The organism is Halpernia sp. GG3, from assembly GCF_052976925.2.
The window spans coordinates 63,351-79,964 of the sequence record NZ_JBRIIR020000012.1; the positions used below are offsets into that span (position 1 = coordinate 63,351).

Here is a 16,614-nt window from a genome sequence, read left to right on the forward strand (position 1 = left end):
TCATCTAAAATCAGGGATTTCATTTTCGCGAACGTAGGGAAAAGTTTCCAGCTTTTCTAAAGAATAATAAGTATTTAGCCCAGAAATTCCGGTAGAATTACAAACTTCTAAATCAATTTGACCTAAATCATTTACCGCTTCATCAGACAAAATTAATTGCTGAACTATACCAATAATAAACTTACAATTATTTGGCAACTCAATAATATGATCCAATTTCATTCCCATTTTCACTGGGCTTTCCTTCACAAAAGGCGCGAAGAAATCGTTAAAATATTCTTGTTCAATTGCCATTTTTTCAAATTCTGATACTTCTGTCGGCAATTTCGCGGATGTATAATGTGCCTTTTCAATCAAACTTTTAGGAACGTGATTGATGGTATAAACTTCAGTTTCTGTGATATTTCTAAAAGTATCGGTTTCACGCTCTTCTTGTGGACGCAGCACAAAAGCCAATTGCGCGGGATTCGATCCCAAATGAACAACCGAGGAGAAAATAGCTAAATTTTCTTGTCCGCTTTTTGATTTCGTACCAATTAAATTTGCAGGTTTCACGCCGCTTATGGAATTAATGAGGTTTAACCGGTATGTTTTCTCCAGATTCTCTATTTCTGTTTTATTTAGATTCATAGTTTTAGTTTTTAAATTTTGTCTCACAAAATTCTCTTAAAATATTACTTTTAAAAACGTAATGCATGGATTTCGCAGATTTACACCGTTTTTTTTAAAGTAATTAATAATCTGCATCATCTGTAAAATATGTGAGAAAATAATTAGATTAATTTCAATTTTTTAGATTTAATTAGTAACATTAATCAATAGTTTCAAAATCCTTTTGTAAGCCTTTTTTAACTTTTTTCCAGTAGGAAAAAAAAGACGAACATTCAAATTCAATTTTAAATAAATTGGACGTTTTTTCTGAAGTTCCCTGGTAATATAAGTTTAATGGATGTTCTTTAAAAGTAATATTTTCAACGGAAATTTCTGAAATCAATTCTGAAAATTCGCCCACAAATAATTTAATATTGGGTATGTTTTCTGATAATTTTAGGGCAAAGTTCAAGCACTTTTCGGAAACTGGAAACTTTTCAAATTGCGACGGCTCGATTAAAAATATCTTTTGATAATCTTCGTTTTCGTGCCACTTATAATCCAGATTGTAATAATTAAAAATCAAAGTTTTGGTATTTTTAAACTCTGGTTTTGGAAGTTCAGGCAATTTAGTTTTTAAAGTTAATTGTTGACTTTCCTTTAAAACTTCGGGTACTTTCAACGTTTCAAATTCTGAATAGTCGATGTCTAAAAAGGTGTCTTTTTGATTACTTTTAAAATATTTATTTAAATTATCCTGGTTTGCAAAATATTTCTTACCCGAAAACGTGGCGGCAATCCATTGCCAGCTTAAATGATTGCTTGCCAAGTCGCCGTCTAATAAATTATAATACAGCCATTTTGCTGGTTCAGACCAATAATAATGCCCGATATTGCAGCAAACGGACGCCAAATACATTCGCAAATGATTATGAATGTAGCCTGAATTATACAATTCTTTTGCGGCATCATCTAAAACGTCAATTCCTGTATTCGCGTTAAAAACGGACGAAGGCATTCCAGAGTTTTCAGCATTAATTTGCGGATTTTTTAGGTCTGAAAATATTTTTTCGTTTTTATGAGTCCAAACATTTTGAAAAAATTCTCGCCACGCCAATTCTTGAACCAATCTTTCTACCTCAAACCATTTTAAATTTAAGGTTTTTACTTGCTTAAAAACGTCAAACGCCGAAATTACGCCGCGTGAAATGTATGGGCTTAATTTTGTGACAGCGCCGTTCTTAAAGTTACGCGTGGAAGAATATTTTACCGGATTTATCGCAGAAATTCTCGCCTCAATTTTTGATATGGAAGTTGGGAAGTCTATCGCTTTGAGATTTTATTGTGAGAAATAGTTTTTTGTCTCGAACATTTAAACCGTGAGATTTCATCACTTCTTTTCTTTAAATGTTTTTTGCTCACGCCAGAATTGACGCGTTTTCGCCATAGTTTAAAGGAACTTTCCTTTAATTCTGTGCGCATTAAAGTGATCACTTCCGCTTCGGAAAACCCGAATTGAAAAGTGATGGCTTCAAATGGCGTTCGGTCTTCCCAAGCCATTTCTATTATTCTGTCGGTGTCTCTTAATGTTAATTCTTTCATTAAATTTTTATTTAAAGTTCAAAAAATTAAAAGTTAAATGACTTCTAATTTTGTTTAATTTTCTATCAACTATCAACTAAATTTTTTCCGTTAAATATTTCCAGTATCTTTTTGGCACATGTTGATAATGCAGTTTCAAATTCTTTCTTTCCGGAATATTGGTTTTAAAAAAGTAGCGTTGCCATAACTTCTGATAACGGATTTCTTCCTCGTGCAAAAGATTTTCCATTTTTTTAAAGTTATAAAGTTGGTCAGTTTCCGGATAAAAAAAATCTACAGTTTGCAGATCATAAGTCACGCCATAATGCCTTTTTAAATCAAAGATCATCCATTTTTGGTCTTGGTAACGGTCTTTAAAATGTTTTACAATTAAAGGCAACACATTAAAATCTGGTTCTATTTTAGAAAAATAAACCTCGTCTTTTAGTTTTTCAAACCTTACAAAAGCGTGCATTCTGTGGATTTCGCGGTTAATTGATTTATTTATTTTAGCAATTTCCAGAATATTTTCATCGGCATAATTTTGTAAGATATTATTAACCAAGGAATTTTTTATTGATTTCTGAATCGCGTTTAAAATTAAAAATTCCAGATCTTCTCTTTCGGACAAGTAAACTTTAAGCAACTGCGAAATTCCTGATTTACATATATTCAATTCCAATTTATTTAAAACGCGCTCTGATTTTTCCTTTGAAGTAAAAACCTCATGAATTTCAGCAAACATATTTTCACTGGAATAATTTTCTTTTGATATAATTTTTGGTGACGACAATTTATATTCAAAAACCTCGAAAACTGCTGTTAATAAACCTTCAAAACTGCCATCGTAAATTAAAGTCGTCATTTAAAATAAACTTAACTGTTCTGAAAATGGATTTTGAAATTTCGATTTCATTCCTGTTAAAATAATTTTTCGGAAATTCTGTTCCTCAATATATTTGTTAAAAACATTATGTGAATCAAATTCTACAAAATATTTTGCACGGTTTAAAGCAACGCCCATTTTCTTTAAATTATCTAAATTTAATTTTTGAAAATGCCTCGCACTCAAAATTTTATTCACCGATTTTCCGCCAACTCCCGGAATTCTTAACAGCATTTCTTTGGTCGCAGAATTCACATTCACAGGAAATTTTTCACGATTTCGCAACGCCCACGCTAATTTTGGATCGACTTCTAAATCAAGAAAAGGATTGTCTTTTTCTAAAATTTCATCTGCTTTAAAACCATAAAACCGCATCAACCAATCGGCTTGATACAATCTGTTTTCGCGCAACATCGGGACTTGAGAATGAATGGAAGGCAATCTTGCATCTTCCAACATCGGGACGTAACCAGAATAATAAACCCGTTTTAGATTAAAATGTTGATAAAAATGATCCGCGACTTTTATAATTTTTAGATCTGTTTCGTCTGTCGCGCCGACGATCATTTGAGTGGATTGTCCGGCAGGCGCGAACTTCGGTACTTTTTTAAATAATTTCTTTTCTTCTTTATATAATATCAATTCGTTTTTCACAAAACCCATCGGTTTTATCATTTCGGAATGCGATTTATCGGGCGCTAATAATTTTAAACCTTTTTCGGTAGGAATTTCAATATTGATGGAAAGTCGGTCGGCGTAAAGTCCGGCTTCTTTCATCATTTCATCGCTTGCGCCGGGAATTGATTTTAAGTGAATATAACCGTTAAATTTATGTTCGGTGCGCAATTTTTTCGCCACACGAACAAGGCGTTCCATTGTTGTATCCGCGTCTTTAAAAATCCCGGAACTTAAAAATAAACCTTCAATATAATTTCTGCGGTAGAAATTCATGGTCAGATCCACGACTTCTTCCACGGTAAAAGCGGCGCGTTTAATATCGTTGGTTTTGCGGGAAACGCAATAGGCGCAATCGTAAATGCAGTGGTTTGTAAGAAGAATTTTTAAAAGCGAAACGCATCGGCCGTCTTCGGTGTAAGTATGGCAAATTCCCATACCGTGACTATCGCCCAAACTGCCGTTTTTATTTTTGCGGTTTCCGCCGCTGGAAGAGCAGGAAACATCGTACTTTGCAGCATCTGCAAGTATTTCCAGTTTCTCTTTTATACGCTCTAAATTCATTACTTAATTGTGATTTATAAAGAAGTAAAAATACGAAAAATTAGTAAAAGTATTTACTAATTTTTTAGGAATTGTGGAATATTGCTATGAATTTTAGCAAGAATAATATAAAGTTTAAAAAAGACTAAAAATAATTTAGGAATTTATACACTAAATATTGTGAGGAAGTTAAAATTTTTATAACGTCGCGCGGATTTGCGAAGTTTCATTTTTGTTTTAACGAAGTTAAATAAGAAAATGAAACTTCGCAAATCCGCAGATGTGTTGAAGGTTTTTGCGTAAGCGAAAACGCTTTGATACAGCTGCGGGATGTAATCCGCGCTCCGATGTGCAAAAGTTGTAGCGGAGCGGAAACTTTTGCACATCTCACAAATATACGCAAGTTTTTAAAAGTTTTATATAGTGTTATTATTTGTAAAGTACTAATAATCAATTTATTATATTTTAATACTGTGGATTTTTTTCTTTTCTTAAAAATTGGCTCTTCAAATTTTCTTATTTGATATCTCTAATCTTCATAGATCTAACTTTTCCACTTCTAGCGTCAATTCGAAAAATTTTGAATTTTCTTAGTTGGGACATAAGCCAATTTTTATTAGCAACAACATTATCATTATCATTACTTTCATAACTTAAAGTAATATTCCAATATAAGTCGTCATCAGTTATTTCAATTTCTTCCAATTGAATTTTATCAGCATCTGGAAAAAAACTTTTCAAATATTCAGCAGCAGTATCAGCGAGTTCTTTAATTGTCATATTTTTCTTACAAAATTATGGAATAAAATTAATTTTTGAGTAATTAATTTGTTAACTTCTTGAAAATTGAAAGTTATTTTTATATTAACTATAGAAGAAAATAATTTATCTTTTTTTATAAATTGTTAAATTATGGACTTAATGAATAAATTTTAATTTTAAAAATAATACGAATTTAATTTTAAATCTCCACCAAAACCGGGCAATGATCAGAATGAACGACCTGTGTTAAAATTTCTGCGGTTTTTAATCTTTCAATTAAAGGTGTTGTTAAAAAATGATAATCCAAACGCCAACCTAAATTTTTCCCTCGCGAACCGGCGCGATAACTCCACCAGGAAAATTTTTGCTGATCCGGATGCATGTGGCGAAAACTGTCTGTGAGATTGCATTCGGCTAAGAATTTGGTCATCCATTCTCTTTCCATCGGTAGAAAGCCGGACGTATTTTTTAATCCTTTGGGATTATGGATATCAATTTCTTCGTGGCAAATATTAAAGTCGCCGCAAATAATAAGATTCGGAATTTTAGTTTGCAGTTCTTTGATATAGTCCAAAAAATCGTGGCAAAACTGCATTTTAAATTCTAATCTGTCGATATTTGAAGCAGAGGGAACGTAAACGGAAATGACGGAAAAATCTTCAAAATCGGCGCGCATTATTCGGCCTTCGTTGTCGTAACTTTCTATGCCACAACCAATCTCAATGTGTTTGGGGGCGGTTTTAGAAGCAATCCCAACGCCACTGTAACCTTTCTTTTGCGCGGAATGCCAAGTGCTGAAATAGCCGGCTTTTTCTAAACTCTCCATATCGATCTGGTCGGTTCCAGCTTTGCTCTCCTGGATGCAAATGACATCGGGATTTTCTACATTCAGCCAGCCTAAAAAGTCTTTTGTAAAAGCAGCACGGATTCCGTTGACGTTATAAGAAATTATTTTCATTTTTGTTATTTCATTTTAATTGAAATCAAATTTACAAATATCTTTTATACCTATTTCTCACATTACTTGTTCTTTTTTCTTGATAAAAAAGTCAAAAAATAAATAAACGTCTTAATAGCCGCGGGTGAAACGACATCCTTTTTTCGGCGCGAGCGAAGCGAGCGCCGAAAAAGATAGAGTGGAAGACGGGAAGTATTTTCGGATAATATAAAATTGTCTTGCTCCACATTTTAAAAAATTATAGAACTATTAGAGTTTTTTAAAAAAATTATAACAATCTTTTTTTGCTGGTTTCCGTATATATATTATATTTAATTTATATTTATTCTAAAATTAGTTTATACCCAATGAAAGTCTTTCATTTCCTTTTTTTCTGCTTAATATTCTCGGCAACTTCTGCGCAAAAATCTAATCTTAATTTTAAAGAAATTAAAACTTCTTTGCAGGATCCCAACTCGAAATATTTCTATGAGAGATTGGTTTTTAGATTTCGGTATGACCCCACAATGCTGGATTCTCTCGAAATGAAACATCTTTATTACGGTAAATTTTATTCAAAATACAAAAGCGGTTCTCTAAATATGGACAAAATTAATTTTGTGAAAAATTTTAAAAGTAAAGAGGCTGCTGAAAATATAAAAATTGCAAATAATCTTTTATTTAAGGACCCAACAGATCTGGAAGTTTTGGCTATTTTGCTACAGGTTTATACGAATCAGAATGAAGATACTGTAGACTTTGGTTTACGTGCAATGCAGTTGCGAAAGCTGATTGAAACGATTTTAAAATCCGGATCTACTGAAGATCAAACGTTGGCTTTTACAGTGATGTCAATTTCAGATGAATATGTTTTAGCAGGTTTTTTAAAGATCGATCTAAACAGTTATAAACGGGCCTCCGAAATGTCAGATGATGCTAATTTTGACCAATGGAGGGATGGGAAAAAATATTTGATTTTTAAAGTAATGAACGATTTGGATCCAGTTAATTGAGTTATTTTTTGACTTTAAAACTCCACTTAAAACTTCACTTCGAAACTGTTTCACTGTTTTCATTGATTCCAATGGAAAATAAATTTAATTCTACACCTTCACTATTCTCAATCGCCTTCTGTAACACTTCATTTATATTAGTTCCGTGTTTTCTGTCACCAAATTGATTGGCAGACATTCTTTCTCCATTTGAAAGCGTTTTGCGATCATTTTTTAAATAGTATCCATAAATTATCCCAAGAAATCATACTAAAAATGCACTGAAGTAACCCAATACAATTTTCCAGCTTTTAATTTTCTTTTGCTGTATTTCTTGCTTAAATTTTTTTTAGTTTTTCCTTTTCAATATTATTATAATTAATCGAGACATTTCTTTGTTTTAGAATCTTATCTGCAAGGGCAACATCAAACTCGTTCCACTCATAATCTTTGTGAATAATTTCTAATAGTTCTTCATCGGAATAGGAAAAAATATAATAATCTTCTGATAGGTCCTCAATTAATTTTTCGTAAAAATCTTTTAAAATAACCTCCGCTTTACAAAATTCATTTGCTGGAATTTTCACCCGGTATTCCTTTAAAATTTCATTGTTAGCAAAACTTGGATCAAACTGTGTAGAGTTATTTTTCAAGTAACTTTTAATCTTATTTTCGGTTAAAGTTTTCGCGAAGTTGGTAGCTAAATATTCATCATTAAATTTATGATATGTCAAAAATTCTTCGTGATTAGGCATATTTTATTTTAATATTAAATCAAAAATACAAAAAAACCGCTCTGCAAATTTGCAGAGCGGTTTATATTTAAAGTTCAAAATTATTTTGTAAATCCCTTGTCTTTAAGCAAAGGCGTAATGCTTGGGTCTCTTTCAGCAAAGTCATGATAAGCGACATTTAAATCTTTAGAATTACCGACAGATAAAATATATTTTCTAAACCGATCTCCATTTGCACGCGTCATTCCACCATGTTTTGTGATGTAATCCCACGCGTCAGATTTTAATAGATCGCTCCACATATATGCATAATATCCTGCGGCATAACCTCCGCCCCAAATGTGTGCAAAATATGGTGTGTGGTATCTTGGGGGAACAGATTTTAAAGTAAAACCATATTTATCCAACACATTTTTTTCAAATTCCAGAGCCGGCTTAAATTGAGATTTATCTGTTACTGAATGCCACGCCATATCTAAAGTAGCCGCAGAAACTAATTCTGTGCTTGCATAACCTTCATTAAAAGTGGCTGCCTTTTTAATTTTATCAATTAAAGCTTGTGGAATTGGCTGTTTAGTTTGGTACTGCAAGGCGTAATTTTTTAAAATAGAAGGTTCTAAAGCAAAAAATTCATTGATCTGTGAAGGAAATTCAACAAAATCACGAGGCACAGAAGTCCCGGAAATCGTCTCGTATTTTTGACTTGCAAACATGCCGTGTAAACTGTGTCCAAACTCGTGAAACATAGTCGTTACATCATCAAAAGAAATTAATGAAGGTTTCCCGGGCGCTGGTTTTTGGAAATTAAAAACATTCACAATCACGGGTTTTGTGCCATTAGAATATGATTGATTCACAAAATTATTCATCCACGCGCCGCCACCTTTATTATTTCTGGTAAAGAAGTCTAAGTAATAGATCGCAATCGATTTTCCATCGTTATCAAAAACTTCATAGGCTTTTACATCCGGTTGGTAAACGGGAAGATCTTTTCTTTCTTTAAAAGTAATACCATAAAATTGTTTCGCCGCATAAAAAACACCTTTTTCTAAAACGGTATTAATCTCAAAATAAGGTTTAATTTCGCTGTTATCCAAGTCATATTTTGCTTTTCGGACCTGCTCTGCATAAAAATTCCAGTCCCAAGGTTCTACTTTAAAACCACCATTTTGAGAATCAATTAATTTTTGAATATCCGCTTCTTCTACTTTTGCCTGAGCAACAGCGGGCTTTCCTAGCTGTGACAAAAGACTTAATGCGTTTTCTGGTTTTTTAGCCATTTGATCTAAAAGGTTCAGTTCAGCAAATGATTTTTTACCCATCAGATGGGCTTTTTCCATTCTGAGTAGGGCAATTTTTTCTAAAGTGGTGCGTGTATCGTTTGCATCATCTTTTTGTGCTCTTGTCACAGAAGCCTTAAATAATTTTTCACGAGTCGCTCTAACTTTTAAACTTTGCAATAAGGGTTGTTGCGTCGTGTTTAATAAAGTTAACTGGTATTGACCTTCGTGTCCTGCATCAGTGGCATCTTTTTTAGCGGCTGCCAGTTCATCAGGCGATAACCCGTCCAGCTCTTTTACATCTGTAATTAAAACAGCACCATTTTTTCTTGCCTCTAATAATTTACTGGTAAAAGTGGTTGAAAGCGTTGCCAATTCAGCATTGATTTTTTTCATTTCCACTTTTTGAGCATCGGTCAAATTTGCACCAGCCAATTCAAAACGTTCTTTATAAACTTCCACTAAACGTAGGTCTTCTGCCTCTAATCCGCTCATTTTAATGGCTTTGATTCGATTAAAAATGGCAGAATTTAAATAAATTTTATCGTTATGTGCAGCGAAAATTGGTGCATAATCAGCTTCAATTTTTTGAAGCGTAGGATTTGTATTGGAACCCGATAAATTATAGAAAACGATCATCGCACGTTTCAATACCTTGCCGCTGTTTTCTAAGGCAATTATAGTATTTTCGAAAGTTGGAGTTGTTTTGTTATTTGCAATCGCATCAATTTCCTTTTCATTAACTCTTAAGCCGTAATCAAAAGCAGGTTTAAAATCTGAATCTTTTATCTTGTCAAATTCTGGCGCTTGATATTGGAGCGAACTTTCTTTAGCAAACGGATTGACAAAAACTGAATCTGCTCGCATTGCTGTAGGATCTTTCATAACGGGTTTCGGTGGAATTGGTTTCATTGTAGAACAAGAGATACTGAGTCCTAAAGATGAAATTAAAACAACTGATGTAATATTTTTCATTGTTAAATTGTTATATTTTTAATAGGTCTAAATATACTATTTTTATCTAAATTTAATAATGTAAAAAAACAGCTATGAAAACCAACTCAATTATTCTTTTACTTCCTTTAGCTTTAATTACTTCCTGCAGTAAAACGGTGAATGATAAAGGGCAAGACAGCGATGGCATCGGAAATCTATTTTCTACCTCCAAATCTATTAGCGGAAATGGTTCTATGCAGGACAAAACCTATAATTTAAGTTTTGATGCTATAAAAGTTTCCAGCGGCATTAGTGCAGAAATTGTAAAATCTGATGTAGAAAAGATCGTTATTTCCGCACCTTCGGATTTACTGAAAGAAGTTTGGGTAGAGCAAAAAGGTGATGAAGTACATATTCACTTTAAACCTAATTTAAATATTAGAAATTCTGACCGTATAAAAGCCACTATTTACGCTAAAGATTTTAGCAAATTGTCCGCAAGTTCAAGTGGTAAAATTGTGGTAAAAGATAAATTTACGCAAGATAAAATGGATGTCGATGTTTCCAGCTCCGGTAGTGTTGCGGGAAATTTAGAAGCAAATAATTTTCATTTACAGGTGACGAGTAGTGGGAATTTTACGGGAAAAGTTTGGGCTGTAGATTTTGCGGGGGATATTTCATCTTCGGGCGATGCTACAATTTCTGGTTCTTCTACCAATACTAATTTTGATGTTTCGTCTTCGGGCAAATTGGATGCAAGAAATTTCACGACTAAAAACGCGGATTTACAGGCCTCAAGTTCGGGCGATGTTTCAATAAAAGTTTCCAGCAGACTAAGTGCGTCGGCAAGTTCTAGCGGAGATGTCGAAGTGCAAAAAGTGGGATCTTTAGACATTCAAAATAGAAAAGAAAGCAGCGGAGGTTCTGTTACAATAAGATAATTTTGTAGAAATAGGACAAAAAATTTAAATTATCTATCAATTAGAACAGATTGATTATGAAATTTACTTTTGAGCTAATTTTTTTTTATTTAATGCGTAACATATTATATATACTTTCGACTATTTTAGTAAAATATACTCTTTCTATGAAAAATCTTAACATTGGTGTGCTTGCTTTCGTGGGTGTACTTTCATTTAGTAATTGCATGGCGCAAAAAACTAAGGTGATAAAAAAAACTTCACCAAAATCTGTTAATATGATGATGCAAACTTCAGAAGTTGGCTTAACGCTCGCTGATATGGATAAATCTGTACGGCCACAGGATGATTTTTACGATTATGTTAATGGTAACTGGATGAAAACTGCTACAATTCCTTCAGATAAAACAAGTTGGGGAAGTTTTAATAAACTGGCAGAAGACACCGATAATCATTCTATGTCGATTTTAAACTCTTTACTTACTGAAAAATTTGCAGCAAAAAGCGAAGGTCAGAAAATTCAGGATTTATATGCGTCCTACATGGACACTGCAAAAAGAAATGCAGACGGAATAAATCCCATTAAAGCAGATCTAACAAAAATTGATGCAATCCAAAACCTTGCAGATTTTCAGAAATATATCGACGAAGCCACAGCAAAAGGAGATAATCCTTTTTATGGTTGGGCTGTAGAAGCGGATTTGAAGGATTCTAAAATGAACGCAGTTTATTTAGGTGATGCAAGTTTGGGTCTTGGTAGAGACTATTACCAAAAAACCAGCCCAAGAAATACTGAAGTTATTGCAGAATACACTAAATATGTAGCAAACATGTTGGGTAAATTGGGTTACGCAAATGCTACAGAAACGGCAACAAAAATTGTCGCTTTTGAAAACAAAATGGCGCAGTCACTATTAACGAATGAAAAACTTCGGGATTCAAATTTACAGTACAACCCGAAAACTTTACCAGAACTTACTTCATTGGTTAAAAACGTAAATCTCCCATCTTATTTAAAAAGTGTTGGTGTAGATACTAATAGAGTTATCATTGGTGAATTGAAATATTACCAGGATTTGGATGGTTTTATCACTGCAGAAAATTTGCCGCTCCTAAAAGATTATATGAAATTTCATTTAGTTTCCGGCAGTGCACAATTTCTAAGTACTAATTTAGATGATGCTAAATTTGATTTTTACAATAAATATTTAAATGGTCAAAAAGAGCAGAGACCTTTAAATAAAAGAGGTTATCAATTAATCAATGGTGTTTTAGGCGAAGCATTCGGTAAATTGTATGTTGACAAATATTTTCCTGCCGCCGCGAAATCTCAAATGGTTGAATTAATTGGCTACTTGAAAAAAAGTTTTACCATGCACATCGACAATCTTAAATGGATGTCTTCTACCACAAAAGCAAAAGCTTTAGAAAAACTAAATAAATTTACTGTGAAAGTGGCTTATCCTGATAAGTGGAAAGATTATTCTAAATTAGATATCAAATCTGAAGCAAACGGAGGTTCACTTTACAGCAATTTAGCAAATGTTGCAGCGTGGCAAAACACTAAAAACTTAGCTAAAATTGGGAAACAAGTAGATAAGTCAGAATGGGGAATGACGCCGCAGACTGTAAATGCTTATTATAATCCCGTAAATAACGAAATCGTTTTCCCTGCAGCTATTTTACAGCCGCCATTTTTTAATCCAGAAGCAGATGCTGCAATTAATTTTGGTGGAATTGGCGCCGTTATCGGTCATGAAATGACACATGGTTTTGATGATGCTGGAGCACAATTTGACGGTGATGGTAATTTAAAAGACTGGTGGACGCCAGCCGATAAAACCAATTTTGAAAAAGTAACCAAAGCTTTGGCTGGTCAGTATAATATGTATGAGCCGGTAAAAGGGACTTTCGTAAACGGAACATTTACTAATGGTGAAAATATTGCCGATCTAGGAGGTGTAAACATCGCTTTTGATGCCCTTCAAATGTATCTTAAAGACCATGGAACGCCGGGTAAAATTAGCGGTTACACGCAAGATCAAAGATTTTTCCTTTCTTGGGGGACGGTCTGGAGAACTTTGGCAACTGACCAAAGTAAAATGAATGCAGCGAAAACAGATCCACACTCTCCAGGATATTACAGATCTTTTGGACCATTGGTAAACACCGATGCTTTCTACAAAGCATTTGATTTGAAAACAGGTGATAAACTTTATAAAACGCCACAACAGAGAATTAAGATCTGGTAGATTTACATTAAATTAAATTTTTCAAACCACTTTCATTTATTTGGAGGTGGTTTTCTTTATTTTTTTTGGCAGACATTTGACTACGTCGAAAGCAGTAGTTTGTATTTTTTTTAATGGCAGACATTTCCGCCTTCCGTTCCCGCTTTTTTCCACTTCGCTGCGCTTCGTGCAAAAAGAGCTTCACTCAAGTCGGGCTGCAACTTTCGCTGAAAATAGAATTTATTTTTTTAAATTTGGTAAAATTACTTATTACTAATTACCCACTAGCCATTACCCATTAAAATATGCAAGCAGAGGAAATCCAGGACTATTGTTTACAAAAGAATGGTGTGACGGAATCATTTCCTTTTGACCAAGAAACTTTAGTTTTTAAAGTCGGTGGAAAAATATTTTTGTTAATGTCTTTAGAATCGCAACCTTTGAAATTTTCTTTAAAAAATAATCCTGAGAAAAATATTGAACTTCGAGCAAAATATTACCAAATTGAAGGCGCCTTTCACATGAACAAAACGCATTGGAATTCGGTAATTTGTGAAGGTTTAAAGCAAGATTTAATTAAAAAAATGATTGATGAATCTTACGATTTGGTTTTTAAATCTTTGACCAAGAAAATTAGAGATGAGATTTAAGTAATTAAAACTCAAACTTTTCCGTCAAAATTTTATCTTCATCCAACCTTTCAATTAATTTTTCAAGGTTTTCAAATTTTATTTCTTCGTGCAGAAAATCTCTGAAATTTATGGTTAAAGTTTCACCGTAAATATCTTGATTAAAATCTAAAATATAAACTTCAACTGTTTTAGTTTTTCCTTCTACAGTTGGATTTGTGCCGATACTCAACATGCCTTTGTAAAATTTATTATCTAAAAAAACTTCTACAATGTAAGCGCCGTTTTTTGGCAATAATTTTATAGCGTCAACTTCTAAATTTGCTGTCGGATAACCAATTGTTCGGCCAATTTTTTTTCCGTGAACCACTTTTCCGGAAAGTGAATAACTGTAACTCAACATTTCATTAGCTTCAAATATATTTCCGTCGGATAATGCATTTCTAATTTGTGTAGAACTGATGTGTTTATGGTGAAAATCTACTGCAGGAAGTTGTGAAACTTCAAAATCTAATTCGGGTGCTAATTTTTGCAAAAGTTGAAAATTTCCAGATTTATCTTTGCCAAAAGTGTGGTCGTAACCGATGATTAAATATTTTACATTTAATTTTTCAACTAATATTTTCCGGACAAATTCTTCACCGGTAAGATTCCGAAAATCGTCATCAAATTTTTGTAAAAATAAATATTGAATGTTGTTTTCCTCTAGTAAATTTTGCTTTTCTTCTAAGATGTTTAATAATTTCAGATCACAATCTGGATCAAAAAAAGTTCTGGGATGCGGCCAGAAAGTAAAGATTGCAGAATCTAAATTTAAACTTTTCGCTACTTTATTGAGATGTGAAATGATGAACTGATGACCTTTATGTACGCCATCAAACATGCCTATAGAAAGCGCAAGCGGTTTTTTAGAGGAATAAAGATCAAGATTTTTGTTAGTATGCAAGACATGTTTTTTCTGTTTGCAAATATGATAAAAATCTTCTTTCAAAGCAATTGCAGATTTCGTAGGTTTTCTTATATTTGCACCAAGAAAAAAATTAGCAATGGCAAACCAAATAGTAGGTAAAATTTCTCAAATTATCGGTCCAGTTTTAGATGTTGTTTTTGCAGATGCACAAGAGCTTCCAAAGATTTATGACGCTTTAGAAATCACCAAGAAAAATGGGGATAAAGTGATTCTTGAGGTAGAGCAGCACATAGGTGAAGATACCGTAAGATGTATCGCAATGGATGCAACTGACGGACTTCAAAGAGGTTACGAAGTTGTAAGCCAAGGCCAGCAAATTACAATGCCAGTTGGTGAAGGTATCAACGGAAGATTGTTCAATGTTGTTGGAGATGCTATTGATGGCTTGCCACAAGTTTCTAAAGAAGGCGGTATGGCTATTCACAGAGACGCGCCAAAATTTGATCAACTTTCTACTTCAGCAGAAATTCTTTATACCGGAATTAAAGTAATTGACCTTGTTGAACCTTATTCAAAAGGGGGAAAAATTGGTTTATTCGGTGGAGCAGGAGTTGGTAAAACAGTCTTGATTCAGGAATTAATTAATAATATCGCGAAAGGACACGGTGGACTTTCGGTTTTCGCCGGAGTTGGTGAAAGAACGAGAGAAGGCAATGACCTTTTGAGAGAAATGTTAGAATCCGGCATTATAAAATATGGCGATGAGTTCATGCATTCTATGGAAAATGGGGGATGGGATCTATCCAAAATTGACATGGAAGTAATGAAAGAATCCAAAGCGGCTTTCGTTTTTGGTCAAATGAATGAGCCTCCTGGAGCAAGAGCAAGAGTAGCACTTTCCGGATTGACTTTAGCAGAATATTACCGTGATGGTGGTGAATCTGGACAAGGTAGAGATATTTTATTTTTCGTAGATAATATTTTTAGATTTACACAAGCAGGTTCCGAAGTTTCTGCACTATTAGGCCGTATGCCTTCTGCAGTAGGTTATCAACCAACTTTAGCCTCAGAAATGGGTGCGATGCAGGAAAGAATTACTTCAACTAAAAATGGTTCAATTACATCTGTGCAAGCGGTTTACGTTCCTGCGGATGATTTAACGGATCCAGCGCCAGCAACAACATTTGCCCATTTAGATGCAACAACAGTTTTAGATAGAAAAATTGCTTCTTTAGGAATTTATCCTGCAGTTGATCCATTGGCTTCAACTTCCAGAATTTTAGCACCGGAAATTATCGGTGAAGAACATTACAAATGTGCACAAGACGTAAAAGAAATTTTACAACGTTATAAAGCTTTGCAAGATATTATTGCGATTCTTGGTATGGAAGAACTGTCTGAGGAAGATAAATTAGTAGTTTACAGAGCGAGAAAAGTTCAGAGATTCTTATCTCAACCTTTCCACGTTGCTGAGCAATTTACCGGTTTGAAAGGATCTTTGGTAGATATTAAAGATACGATCAAAGGATTTAACATGATCATGGATGGTGAATTAGACCACTTGCCAGAGTCTGCTTTTAACTTGAAAGGAACGATCGAAGAAGCCATTGAAGCGGGTGAAAAATTAATCGCTGAAAACGCTTAATCAGGAATTAGGTAAAGGTTTTTAGGTTGTAGTTTTCTAAATCTATCACCTAAAACCTATAAACTATAACCCAAAGAAAATGAATATAAAAATATTAACACCGGAGCACGTAATTTTTGAAGGCGAAATTAACTCAGTTTTAATTCCTGGTAAAAACGGTGATTTCCAAATTATGAACAATCACGTGGCCATTGTCTCTTCCTTAGTTGCTGGTAAAGTAAAACTTTACACTTCTGCAATTGCCGATGAATATTCCAAATTTTTTACTAAAGAAAAGGAAAATGAAAGTGTTTTTTCATTTCGTGTAAAAAGTGGTGTTATAGAATTTAATCATAACAAAGGAATTATTTTAGCAGAATAAT

At 33.5% G+C, this 16,614-nt stretch carries 17 protein-coding genes; 6 read left to right on the top strand and 11 right to left on the bottom strand.

Annotation, left to right across the window (positions count from 1 at the left end; translation table 11 throughout):
- From ACVBED_RS06660 to ACVBED_RS06690, 7 genes are all read right to left on the bottom strand, one after another.
- Nucleotides 1–630, bottom strand: a complete 630-nt coding sequence (locus ACVBED_RS06660) for a flavin reductase family protein (RefSeq protein WP_473094717.1) — start codon at nucleotides 628–630, stop codon at nucleotides 1–3.
- A gap of 181 nt (nucleotides 631–811) precedes the next feature.
- Nucleotides 812–1,720 carry an FAD-binding domain-containing protein gene (locus ACVBED_RS06665; protein WP_473094718.1) on the bottom strand — a complete coding sequence of 303 codons (909 nt, stop codon included), beginning with the start codon at nucleotides 1,718–1,720 and terminating at the stop codon, nucleotides 812–814.
- A gap of 194 nt (nucleotides 1,721–1,914) precedes the next feature.
- A complete protein-coding gene (locus ACVBED_RS06670; RefSeq protein WP_447119867.1) occupies nucleotides 1,915–2,193 on the bottom strand; it encodes a TIGR03643 family protein in 279 nt (92 codons plus the stop codon).
- A gap of 76 nt (nucleotides 2,194–2,269) precedes the next feature.
- The gene (locus ACVBED_RS06675; protein ID WP_447119868.1) at nucleotides 2,270–3,037 is read right to left on the bottom strand and encodes a TIGR03915 family putative DNA repair protein; all 768 of its coding nucleotides are present in this window, start codon (nucleotides 3,035–3,037) and stop codon (nucleotides 2,270–2,272) included.
- On the bottom strand, nucleotides 3,038–4,297 hold the full coding sequence (locus ACVBED_RS06680) for a putative DNA modification/repair radical SAM protein (protein ID WP_447119869.1): 1,260 nt from the start codon (nucleotides 4,295–4,297) through the stop codon (nucleotides 3,038–3,040). It lies immediately after the preceding gene.
- 495 nt (nucleotides 4,298–4,792) lie between these two features.
- Entirely contained in the window at nucleotides 4,793–5,056 is a 264-nt protein-coding gene (locus ACVBED_RS06685; protein ID WP_447119870.1) for a hypothetical protein, read from the bottom strand.
- A gap of 181 nt (nucleotides 5,057–5,237) precedes the next feature.
- Nucleotides 5,238–5,996 carry an exodeoxyribonuclease III gene (locus tag ACVBED_RS06690; protein ID WP_447119871.1) on the bottom strand — a complete coding sequence of 253 codons (759 nt, stop codon included), beginning with the start codon at nucleotides 5,994–5,996 and terminating at the stop codon, nucleotides 5,238–5,240.
- A gap of 347 nt (nucleotides 5,997–6,343) precedes the next feature.
- Here ACVBED_RS06690 and ACVBED_RS06695 point away from each other — a divergent pair, with 347 nt between their 5' ends.
- A complete protein-coding gene (locus ACVBED_RS06695; RefSeq protein ID WP_473094719.1) occupies nucleotides 6,344–6,988 on the top strand; it encodes a DUF4919 domain-containing protein in 645 nt (214 codons plus the stop codon).
- 34 nt (nucleotides 6,989–7,022) lie between these two features.
- Here the strand turns inward: ACVBED_RS06695 and ACVBED_RS06700 are convergent, their stop codons facing one another.
- From ACVBED_RS06700 to ACVBED_RS06710, 3 genes are all read right to left on the bottom strand, one after another.
- Complete coding sequence (locus tag ACVBED_RS06700; protein WP_447119874.1) at nucleotides 7,023–7,166, bottom strand: hypothetical protein; 144 nt, start codon at nucleotides 7,164–7,166, stop codon at nucleotides 7,023–7,025.
- A gap of 139 nt (nucleotides 7,167–7,305) precedes the next feature.
- The gene (locus tag ACVBED_RS06705; protein ID WP_447119875.1) at nucleotides 7,306–7,722 is read right to left on the bottom strand and encodes a hypothetical protein; all 417 of its coding nucleotides are present in this window, start codon (nucleotides 7,720–7,722) and stop codon (nucleotides 7,306–7,308) included.
- Nucleotides 7,723–7,802: 80 nt separating this feature from the next.
- Nucleotides 7,803–9,956 carry a M3 family metallopeptidase gene (locus ACVBED_RS06710; RefSeq protein ID WP_473094720.1) on the bottom strand — a complete coding sequence of 718 codons (2,154 nt, stop codon included), beginning with the start codon at nucleotides 9,954–9,956 and terminating at the stop codon, nucleotides 7,803–7,805.
- A 74-nt stretch (nucleotides 9,957–10,030) separates the two neighbouring features.
- On the opposite strand from ACVBED_RS06710, the gene ACVBED_RS06715 reads away from it, so the two are divergent.
- The 3 genes from ACVBED_RS06715 (at nucleotide 10,031) to ACVBED_RS06725 (ending at nucleotide 13,718) form a co-directional block, all read left to right on the top strand.
- The gene (locus ACVBED_RS06715) at nucleotides 10,031–10,858 is read left to right on the top strand and encodes a head GIN domain-containing protein (protein WP_447119877.1); all 828 of its coding nucleotides are present in this window, start codon (nucleotides 10,031–10,033) and stop codon (nucleotides 10,856–10,858) included.
- Between the two features lie 146 nt (nucleotides 10,859–11,004).
- A complete protein-coding gene (locus tag ACVBED_RS06720; protein ID WP_473094721.1) occupies nucleotides 11,005–13,089 on the top strand; it encodes a M13 family metallopeptidase in 2,085 nt (694 codons plus the stop codon).
- A gap of 284 nt (nucleotides 13,090–13,373) precedes the next feature.
- Nucleotides 13,374–13,718, top strand: coding sequence for an MmcQ/YjbR family DNA-binding protein (locus ACVBED_RS06725; protein WP_473094722.1), 345 nt, complete (start codon nucleotides 13,374–13,376; stop codon nucleotides 13,716–13,718).
- 4 nt (nucleotides 13,719–13,722) lie between these two features.
- Here ACVBED_RS06725 and ACVBED_RS06730 read toward each other — a convergent pair whose 3' ends face one another.
- Nucleotides 13,723–14,643, bottom strand: a complete 921-nt coding sequence (locus ACVBED_RS06730) for a bifunctional riboflavin kinase/FAD synthetase (protein WP_473094723.1) — start codon at nucleotides 14,641–14,643, stop codon at nucleotides 13,723–13,725.
- Nucleotides 14,644–14,743: 100 nt separating this feature from the next.
- Here ACVBED_RS06730 and atpD point away from each other — a divergent pair, with 100 nt between their 5' ends.
- Both atpD and ACVBED_RS06740 read left to right on the top strand, forming a co-directional pair.
- A complete protein-coding gene (gene atpD, locus ACVBED_RS06735) occupies nucleotides 14,744–16,252 on the top strand; it encodes a F0F1 ATP synthase subunit beta (protein WP_473094724.1) in 1,509 nt (502 codons plus the stop codon).
- 79 nt (nucleotides 16,253–16,331) lie between these two features.
- Nucleotides 16,332–16,613: a FoF1 ATP synthase subunit delta/epsilon gene (locus tag ACVBED_RS06740; RefSeq protein WP_473094725.1), complete on the top strand. Its 282-nt coding sequence runs from the start codon at nucleotides 16,332–16,334 to the stop codon at nucleotides 16,611–16,613.
- Nucleotide 16,614: the final 1 nt, after the last annotated feature.